Origin of the sequence: Mesorhizobium sp. M0663 (assembly GCF_040320585.1) — a bacterium.
GTDB lineage: Bacteria > Pseudomonadota > Alphaproteobacteria > Rhizobiales > Rhizobiaceae > Mesorhizobium.
Window position 1 is genome coordinate 106,669 of record NZ_JAMYPX010000020.1, and the last position, 8,294, is coordinate 114,962.

Below are 8,294 nucleotides of genomic sequence, written 5' to 3' on the forward strand. Positions count from 1 at the left end.
CCGCAAGGCCGAACACCGTAGAACCCGCCGCTGCGCACACCATTTGAATCACAGCACCTCCGACAGAAAGCGTCGAAGACGAGGGCTCTGCGGATTGTCGAATAGGTCTTCTGGTCGGCCTGCCTCGACGATCCGGCCCTCGTCCATGAACACGACCTGGTTCGCGACCTTGCGAGCGAAATTCATCTCGTGTGTAACGACCACCATCGTCATCCCGCCCCGCCCGAGGTCGGCCATCAAGTTCAGGACACCTTTGACCAATTCTGGATCGAGGGCGCTGGTGACTTCGTCGAACAGCATAATTTCGGGTTCGAGAGCCAGGGCGCGCGCGATGGCCACCCGCTGCTGTTGCCCGCCCGAGAGATTGGCCGGCCGATGGTCTTTGCGCTCCAGCAGTCCGACTTCATGCAGCCTCGCCAAGGCCGCGCTCTCAGCCTCCTCGCGCGACATGCGTTTAACTTTGCGCAGCGCCAGGGTGATGTTGGCGAGGGCGCTGCGGTCGGGAAACAGATTGAACTGCTGGAAAACCATGCCGACGCGCCGCCGGAGTTGGTCAGGGGTCTGTTTGTAGATGCTTTCGCCATCGAGCAGAATGTCACCGGCTCGACACTCTACGAGGCGGTTGAGGCAACGCAGCAAGGTCGACTTGCCCGAGCCGGACGGACCGACGAGGCAGGTGACGGTCCCGGGCTCGACCTTCAGACTGACGTCATGAAGCACCTGGACGGCGCCGTAGGCCATGTCGATGTTCTTGACCTCGATGCCACCGCCCTTGAAGCGCGCGGGCGCCGCTGCGGGCAATTTCGCAGCGCCCGGCACGACCGCCTCGGCAAGCTCGGCGACTTCCTTGAGGCCGCTCTGCACAGCGGTGATACGTTTGCCGACGCGCATGCGCGCGTCGATATAATTGACGAGGTGGGTCAGCGGCACCGTGATCACGAGATAGAACACGCCGGCCAGCAACAGCGGCGACAGGTTGCCGGTCAGCACGGCCTGGTCCTGGCCAACGCGGAACAGTTCGCGTTCGGAGGCGAGCAGACCAAGGAAATAGACCAGGCTGGAGTCTTTGACGTTGCCAATGAACTGGTTGACCAGTGCAGGCAGGACGCGGCGGATGCCTTGCGGGATCACCACCAGGCGCATGCCTTGGCCATACGTCATACCGAGAGTGCGGGTGGCGTCGATCTGGCCCCGCTCGACGCTCTGAATGCCGGCGCGGAAAATCTCTCCGATATAGGCGCCGGCGATCAGGCTGAGCGCCAGAATGCCCAGCGGATAAGGCGATGGACCGAACAGATCTCGGCCCAACCGCGCGAAGCCTTGGCCAATGATCAGGATCGTGACAATAGCAGGAAGCCCGCGGAAGATATCGGTGTAGACCCGCGCAAGGAGTTTCAGCGGCCGGTTCTCTGAAATCCCCATGACTGCGAGGACGATACCGATCAGCGTCCCGAAAAACGTCGAGGCAAGGGCCAGGATCAAAGTGTTCTTGAGGCCGACCATCACCATATTTGGCAGAACTTCTGCCATCGCCTGGAAATCAAGGAAGCTGCGGGCGAAGGTATCGAACCAGCTCATATCAAGTCCATCTATAACTCGGCCGGGCACCGTTGCTCACGGGCCCGGCCGGAAACGAAAATGAATACGCGCGAATTTACTTCTTGGGCAGATATTGATCCGGCATCGGAGTGCCCGGGAACCACTTCTCATGCAGCCGTTTCCAGGTGCCATCGTCCATGGCCTCGCGCAGCGCCTTGTTGAGCGCCTCGCGGAAGGCATCGTTGCCCTTCTTGACCACGAACCCGGCCGGCGCATCGAAGGACGGCACATTCATTGTTATCTTCAGGTTCTTATAGCGCTCCACATACTGCTTGGCCGACTCATAGTCAGTGAAATGGCCATCGATCGTCCCGTTATTCAGCGCCGCCACCGCAGTGTTGTTGTCGGGGAATTTGACGATGTCGCCCTTCAGATTCTTCTCGGCATAGATTTCCTGCAGCGTTCCCTGGATCACGCCGATGCGCTTTCCGGCGGTACTCTCATTGCTCGTCAGAGCCGGATCAGCCGAAATGATCGACAGGTAGCCGGCGAGATAGCCGTCGCCAAAATCCACGGTCTTCTTGCGCTCCGCGGTCGTGCCGATGGCGGCGACAGCGACGTCGAAGCGGCCGTTGGCAACCGACGGCAGCAGCGCCGAGAATTCCTGGCCGGTGAAAACGACCTGCTCCTCCTTGAACCCGAGCCGGCGCGCCACATCGCGGAAGAGTTCAGCGTCGAAGCCGGTGAAGTTGCCGTTGGCGTCGGTGAAGACATAGGGTTTCGCATCGCCCATGGTTCCGACGCTGATCATCGTCGGGTCAATGAGGTTGTAGGGGTTGTCGGCCGCTTTTGCCTGCGTTGATGCGGCCAACGTGCCAAGTCCTGTCACCAGCGCGATCGTCAGCGCCAGACCGGATTTCACAAATTGGCGCCTGCTCGAATTCGTTTGCATGTCTTCTCCTCTTACGATTGGCCGAAGTCGGCCTGCGGTCCCACTCGACGACTCATCCATCAAAACGCTCTTTAGGTGGCGTTTTGGTCAGATAGGTGAGAACGTTATCATTTCCTCTAGCATTGTCCATTTCTCGCGTCAATTGTTTCGGAGAATTTCGCTGCTAGACGGTTTTCCAGTCTTGAGCGTGCCGAGCTCCGCGAAGGATCTCCGGCGTCATCTTTCCTAACTCGATTGCTGTCGCATGGCCGATCGCCCCGTAGTACTGGCAGGTAGCGGCCGCCGCCTCCGCGGCTTGGCCGAGAATGTCTTGAGGCGCCTCTTCCTTAAGCAGGCCGAATAGCGTTCTGGCGATGAAGGTGTCGCCCGCGCCCAGGGTGTCGACTGGTTCGACCAGCCGCGCCTGGGTGCGGTAAGAGGCGGTGTCGCTGTGAAGCACCGCGCCGGCTCGGCCACGAGTCACAAGGACCCACTTTGAACCATATCCAAGGAGTTCGGCTGCGATTGCGGCCAATTCGTTGTCGTCGAGACCGTCACCCGAGACGGAAGCCAGATAGCAATAGGGCCCAATCTCGCGTCGATGTCCCGGTGCCCGCCGCGTAGAAAAGTCGTAAGACAGCAGGGACTTACTCGATACAGCGGCAACCCACGGGTCTAACCCGCTGGACTGGCCGATGTGGACGGCCTGAAAGCCCGAGAGAAAATCCAGATCTTCTTGCGTCGGCGTAAACACCGAAACGCCGAGATCGAAGTCCAGGAAAATCCGATCGGCGTTGCGGTGACCTATGAGGCAGTAGGCGGTCGGCCCTTCAAGGCGCCGCAATCGGGTGACGTCCACGCGCTCGGACTTGAGTGCGGCGTGAATCAAGTCCCCTGCCCGGCCTTTGCCGATCGCCCCAACATAGGCCGACTGCCCGCCGAAGCGGCTGACATAGACCGAGACATTGAGGCAATTTCCGCCAGGATACATCTCGCCGCGAGCGAGATAACAATCGACCACGTTGTCGCCCATCGCGGCAATCTTGACCATCGCAGGACTTTCAGTTTAAAGGGTGTGATAACGTTCGCACAATGGCCCGCCATTGTCAATTGTGCGCCGGCCCAAGCTCTGTCAACGAGAAGAGGAACCTCATGATTTTCGCCCTCCCCGCCGACGTTGAACGCGCCCTGACCGCTACGGCGGGCAGGCAGTTTTCGCACCTATTCCTCGTGGCGTGCGGCGGCTCGCTCTCGATCATGATGGCAGGCAAATACTTCGTCGACCGTCACAGCGGCACATTCGCCTGCGACATCTACAACGCGGATGAGTTCGTCTGCCGAGACCCGCGACGGCTGGGACCCGACGCGCTCGTTGTCCTTTGCTCGCAGACCGGCACCACCCACGAAACTGTGCGAGCGGCCAATCATGCAAAGGATCGAGGCGCAACGACAATCGGCATGACGCTCGACCAGATATCGCCCCTCGCGCGGGCGGTTGACCACGCCGTCGCCTACCAGGCCTCCTACACGACAGGCAAAGTAATCGATTCAGCCTGCAGCAACTACGGCGTGCTCTATATGTTGCTCGCCGGCCTGATCGATGCTCGGGAGGATGCCGGGCTAACTGCCGATGTGCTGATGAGCCTGAGCCATCTTCAGCCGGCGATAGAGCGTGCGCACCGGACCTATGCCGACCGGTTTCAGGCCTTCGCCCCCCGTTTCGCGCCGCGCAATGCGATCTACACACTGGCCAGCGGTGCCAGCTATGGTGCGGCCTATTCGTACGCCATCTGCGTGTTGATGGAGATGCAGTGGTACGACTCGCAGGCCATACACGCCAACGAGTTCTTTCACGGCCCATTTGAGGTGGTGGACCGGGATGCTTGCTTCGTGGTCTTGCTGGGTTTGGACGAAACGCGGAGCCTATCCGAACGCGCCCGCGACTTCCTTTTCAAACATGGAAGCCGGGAAAACATCCTGGTGCTAGATGGAGCGGAACTCGACCTCAGCGGTATGTCCGATGACATCAAACCCTATCTCGTGCCCTTGGTCTTTTTCGACACTCTATGGCGTTTTGCCTATGAGCTGGCCGGCCTGCGTGGCCGGCCGATGCTCGATGGCCGGCGCTACATGAAGAAGCTAACGGACTACTAGTTCCGCCGCGCTCTGCAGCGATCCAACAACTCCCAGCCCGGCTTCTGCGTAAAAGGATTTCCCTATGACTGCATCTGCAAAACCGCGCCAAGTCGTCGTTGTCGGCGCAGGCATCTTCGGCACCTCTTCCGCGCTGCACCTCGCTCGTCTTGGCTTTGATGTAACCATTGTCAATGACGGCGCGCCGGCCAACGGTGCATCCGGCCGTTCACTTTCCTGGCTGAACTCAGCGCGACGTGCCGACACTGCCTATCACCGCTTGAGGCTTGCAGGCATCGACCGTTATCGGACCCTGGCGGCCACAAGGCCGGAAACCGCGTCGTGGCTTCGCTTTGACGGCGGCCTCACCTGGGATGCGGATGATGAGGCGAACCAGATCGCGTCCATCTGCCAGCTGGAGCAGGAAATTGGTTATGACGCGCTTCTGCTCGGCCCTGCCGAAGTTGGTGCAATGACGCCCGGCGTCAATGCCAATGCAATCACCCCGCAGGGCGCAATCTTCAATCCTGGCGAAGGATGGGTCGACCTGCCCTGCCTGATCGATCTGCTGCTCAATGAATTCCGCTCCCGCGGCGGCAAGCTTATCCAGGACGCTGGACGCGTGCGGATAGATGCCACAGGTGGTCGCGCGCGTGGCGTCGTCACTGCCGATGGTGCGCCGATAAAGGCGGATGCAATGGTCCTTGCCGTTGGGCCAGCGACGCCTGTCATGCTTGCGGAGATCGGCGCCCATGTCCCCGACGCCACGCCGATTTCACTTCTTTTGAAGACCAAGCCGACCAAGACCGAGCTCCGTGCCGTGCTGAATACGCCGCGCGTGGCGGTGCGCCCGACGCCGGATGGCGCATTTGTTTTGGATTCGGCATGGTCGGAGGAAGAAGTCGTGGTCAACCCGGACGGCACCTACACCGTGCACGACAAGACCATCAAAGGACTGCTCGACGAGGCCAGTGCCGTGCTCGACGGCAATCCGCGGCTCCAACTCGCTACCTATGCTGTCGGCCCGAAGCCTATCCCCGGCGACGGCGAGCCGGTGCTTGGCTCCGTCGAGACCGTCGCCGGGCTTCACGTCGCCTTTAGCCACAGCGGCGCCACGCTTGGATTGATCGTCGGCGAATTGCTTGCCAAAGAAATCGCCTCAGGCAATCCGCATCCCATGCTTGCGACCTTCCGCCCTAATCGTTTCAGCTGAAAGGGCAATTGGGGCAAGGCCGAACTGTCCAGATGGGCAGCGGGCCTGGGGAAGAGATGGGTGACATGATCGTGTGATCGGGTTGTCGTCTTACGGCGACAGAGACGGCGACGAGTGTCAGCGCCGCGCGTCCAAGCGCGAACGCGCAGGGGAGAGATGAATGCCCCGCAAACTATGGTCAGATAGCCGCTCGCGATCCACTGGAGTGCGCTGAGCGCGACAAGTTGCGGAATCCTCAATTCAAAGCCAAGAAGATCGAAAGGCAGACTGCACCGAAGAGCCCGGCGGTCTACCTTGTGGGAATCAGGTGCAGTGCAGACTTCCCGCCCTTCACGGCCGCCGCTGACAGCTTGCGGTCAAAGCTGGCAAGTTGGCCGCCACGCGCCTTGGCGAGCGCGAGAAGGTACGTATCCGTGACCTGTGCCGAGGTCAGGATTTTCGCTGCATCGATGTCGCCGGAGCCAACCAGGCTCACATCGTCGGGCCAGAAGCTGTGCCCGTGCAGAGCCCGCAACTTGGTAACGATTTGCGCAACGATGGCGGGCGAACCGGGAGAATTAGGATATCTTTGGTTGCCGACGATGCGCAGGACGCTGTTTTCGGTGATGGGACACGTAGCCCATGCGGCGTTACCGGTCACTTCGAACCAGCCATGCGCGTCGTCATGGGCGACGTGGCCAGGATCGATCAGCGCGACCAGCACATTGACATCGAGCAGGAACGTCAAAGCAGTTCGTCTCGCAAGGCATTGACCGTCTCAAGCGTGACAGGAGGTGCGTCCGGCCGAGGCGACAGAAGAGGAATCCCGTTACGCTCGCCGCCGGCTTGAGGCCGGCGCAGCGAGCGCCGTGCGAGATCGGTGATGACCTCGCCGAGGCTGCGATCCTGCTGCCGGGCCATGGCCTTGGCCGCGACCAGGACATCGTCATCGATCGCCAGTGTGGTTCTCATATCGCCCTCCTTGGCGCGCATCAAACATCACGCATCATATAGAATAGCGACGTCGAATACTCAAGCGGTGCGAATAGCCGGTGGACTTTGCATGGAACACGTTTTGTGCCGGAAGGATCGTCGCTCCGCGGCTTCAACCTTTGTATGCGACGAGAACTGCGCCCGCTGCAATCAGTGAAACGCCAAACCAGTTCGGCAGGGACAATTGTCACTGAGGAAAACCACGCCGAATACGTGTCAAGCGCGACGCTTAGCCTGGCGTCACCGAGCCACTCCCCCCTTCCTGATGCAGCACCAGGGCTGCGATGACATATCTTGATTGTGTTGCCGACGTCAGCCAGATCCCCCTACGTCGATAATGGCCTTGATCAGACCAGACTTCTGCTGCGCCCAGATCGCAATATCGCGTGGGCTGTCGCGCAGGGTGGTGCGGTGGGTGACGAGCTGGTCGATTGGTATTTTTCCAGCGCAGATCGAGGCAATGACGTGCTGGAAATCGCTACGCGTCGCGTTGCGACTGCCGATCAGCATCATTTCCCGTTTGTGGAACTCTGGATCGGAGAAGGTTATGTCGTCCGGCACGACGCTGACCATCACCATGACGCCGCCATGGGCAACATAGGCAAAGGCGGACTGGATCGAACGGCTGTTTCCCGTTGCGTCGAAGACGACGTCGAAACCTGTTCCCGCAGTGCGCTCCGCTATCGTTTCGATGATCGATCCCTTCGACCCGTCGATCACCAGGAAGCCCAATTGCCTTGCGGCAAAGGCCAGCCGCTCGGCATCGACGTCCATGACGGTCACGTTCTGTTGCGCTATGCGCGCAAAAAGCGCGGTGCCGAGGCCGATCGGCCCGGCTCCGATAACCAAGGTGCGAATGCCCGGCCCCGCCATGGACCTGCGCCGCGTGAGCACCAATGGCCAGAAACTCGACCGTGGCCGCCTCGACCGGTGACAGACCGGCCGCTGGAATCAAGTTCTGCGCCGGCACGAGAATCTGCTCACTCATGGCACCGTCACGGTGCACGCCAAGCACCTCAATCGCGATGCAGCAGTTCGGCTTGCCCTGGCGGCAGGCGCCACAATGTCCGCAGGAAAGATAGGGATTGACGAGGATTTGCTCTCCAACCGCCATATGCACGGGCGCGTTGATTGCCGCGATCGTTCCCGAAACCTCATGGCCCATGACGCGTGGATAGGCGAGGTAAGGATGCCTGCCCTCGAAGATGTGATAGTCGGTTCCGCATATCCCGATAAAGGCGACATTGACCAGTGCCCAGCCTTCGGACGGAGCGCCTGGTGCCTGCTGCTCCTCAAACACCAGTCTGCCGGGCTCGGCGCATCGCACGACTTTGATAGTGGGGTCCATGACTGCAATTCACCCCTTGCTAAGCTGGAGTCCGGCAGGAAGTGGTGCGGCGGGGGGAAACGCCCGGCCGCGGGTGGGTGACTCGCAGTGCGTGAAGTCGGTGTGTTTTAAACAAAATACGCGGCCGCCGAACAAGAAGGTGTTTATATAGGTGGTGG

Annotated in this window: 7 protein-coding genes and 2 pseudogenes; 2 read left to right on the plus strand and 7 right to left on the minus strand. The window is 60.5% G+C overall.

Annotation, left to right across the window (positions count from 1 at the left end):
* Positions 1 to 48: 48 nt before the first annotated feature.
* From NKI54_RS26440 to NKI54_RS26450, 3 genes are all read right to left on the minus strand, one after another.
* The gene (locus tag NKI54_RS26440) at positions 49 to 1,578 is read right to left on the minus strand and encodes an amino acid ABC transporter permease/ATP-binding protein (protein WP_352692699.1); all 1,530 of its coding nucleotides are present in this window, start codon (positions 1,576 to 1,578) and stop codon (positions 49 to 51) included.
* Between the two features lie 76 nt (positions 1,579 to 1,654).
* Positions 1,655 to 2,491 carry an ABC transporter substrate-binding protein gene (locus tag NKI54_RS26445; RefSeq protein ID WP_352692700.1) on the minus strand — a complete coding sequence of 279 codons (837 nt, stop codon included), beginning with the start codon at positions 2,489 to 2,491 and terminating at the stop codon, positions 1,655 to 1,657.
* 163 nt (positions 2,492 to 2,654) lie between these two features.
* Positions 2,655 to 3,521, minus strand: a complete 867-nt coding sequence (locus tag NKI54_RS26450) for a PfkB family carbohydrate kinase (RefSeq protein WP_352692701.1) — start codon at positions 3,519 to 3,521, stop codon at positions 2,655 to 2,657.
* A 101-nt stretch (positions 3,522 to 3,622) separates the two neighbouring features.
* Here NKI54_RS26450 and NKI54_RS26455 point away from each other — a divergent pair, with 101 nt between their 5' ends.
* Together NKI54_RS26455 and NKI54_RS26460 are read left to right on the plus strand one after the other, a co-directional pair.
* Positions 3,623 to 4,624, plus strand: a complete 1,002-nt coding sequence (locus tag NKI54_RS26455; protein ID WP_352692702.1) for an SIS domain-containing protein — start codon at positions 3,623 to 3,625, stop codon at positions 4,622 to 4,624.
* A gap of 64 nt (positions 4,625 to 4,688) precedes the next feature.
* The gene (locus NKI54_RS26460) at positions 4,689 to 5,816 is read left to right on the plus strand and encodes an NAD(P)/FAD-dependent oxidoreductase (protein ID WP_352692703.1); all 1,128 of its coding nucleotides are present in this window, start codon (positions 4,689 to 4,691) and stop codon (positions 5,814 to 5,816) included.
* A 289-nt stretch (positions 5,817 to 6,105) separates the two neighbouring features.
* On the opposite strand, the gene NKI54_RS26465 is transcribed toward NKI54_RS26460, so the two are convergent.
* The 4 genes and pseudogenes from NKI54_RS26465 to NKI54_RS26480 all read right to left on the minus strand — a co-directional run bounded on the left by NKI54_RS26465 (position 6,106) and on the right by NKI54_RS26480 (position 8,124).
* Positions 6,106 to 6,543, minus strand: coding sequence for a TA system VapC family ribonuclease toxin (locus tag NKI54_RS26465; protein WP_352692704.1), 438 nt, complete (start codon positions 6,541 to 6,543; stop codon positions 6,106 to 6,108).
* Positions 6,540 to 6,767 carry a CopG family transcriptional regulator gene (locus NKI54_RS26470; RefSeq protein WP_352458399.1) on the minus strand — a complete coding sequence of 76 codons (228 nt, stop codon included), beginning with the start codon at positions 6,765 to 6,767 and terminating at the stop codon, positions 6,540 to 6,542. The genes NKI54_RS26465 and NKI54_RS26470 overlap by 4 nt, the downstream gene beginning before the upstream one ends.
* A gap of 133 nt (positions 6,768 to 6,900) precedes the next feature.
* Positions 6,901 to 7,001, minus strand: a pseudogene (locus tag NKI54_RS26475) (EamA family transporter); the annotation flags it as partial.
* A 99-nt stretch (positions 7,002 to 7,100) separates the two neighbouring features.
* Positions 7,101 to 8,124: pseudogene (locus NKI54_RS26480) on the minus strand (zinc-binding alcohol dehydrogenase family protein).
* Positions 8,125 to 8,294 lie beyond the last annotated feature (170 nt).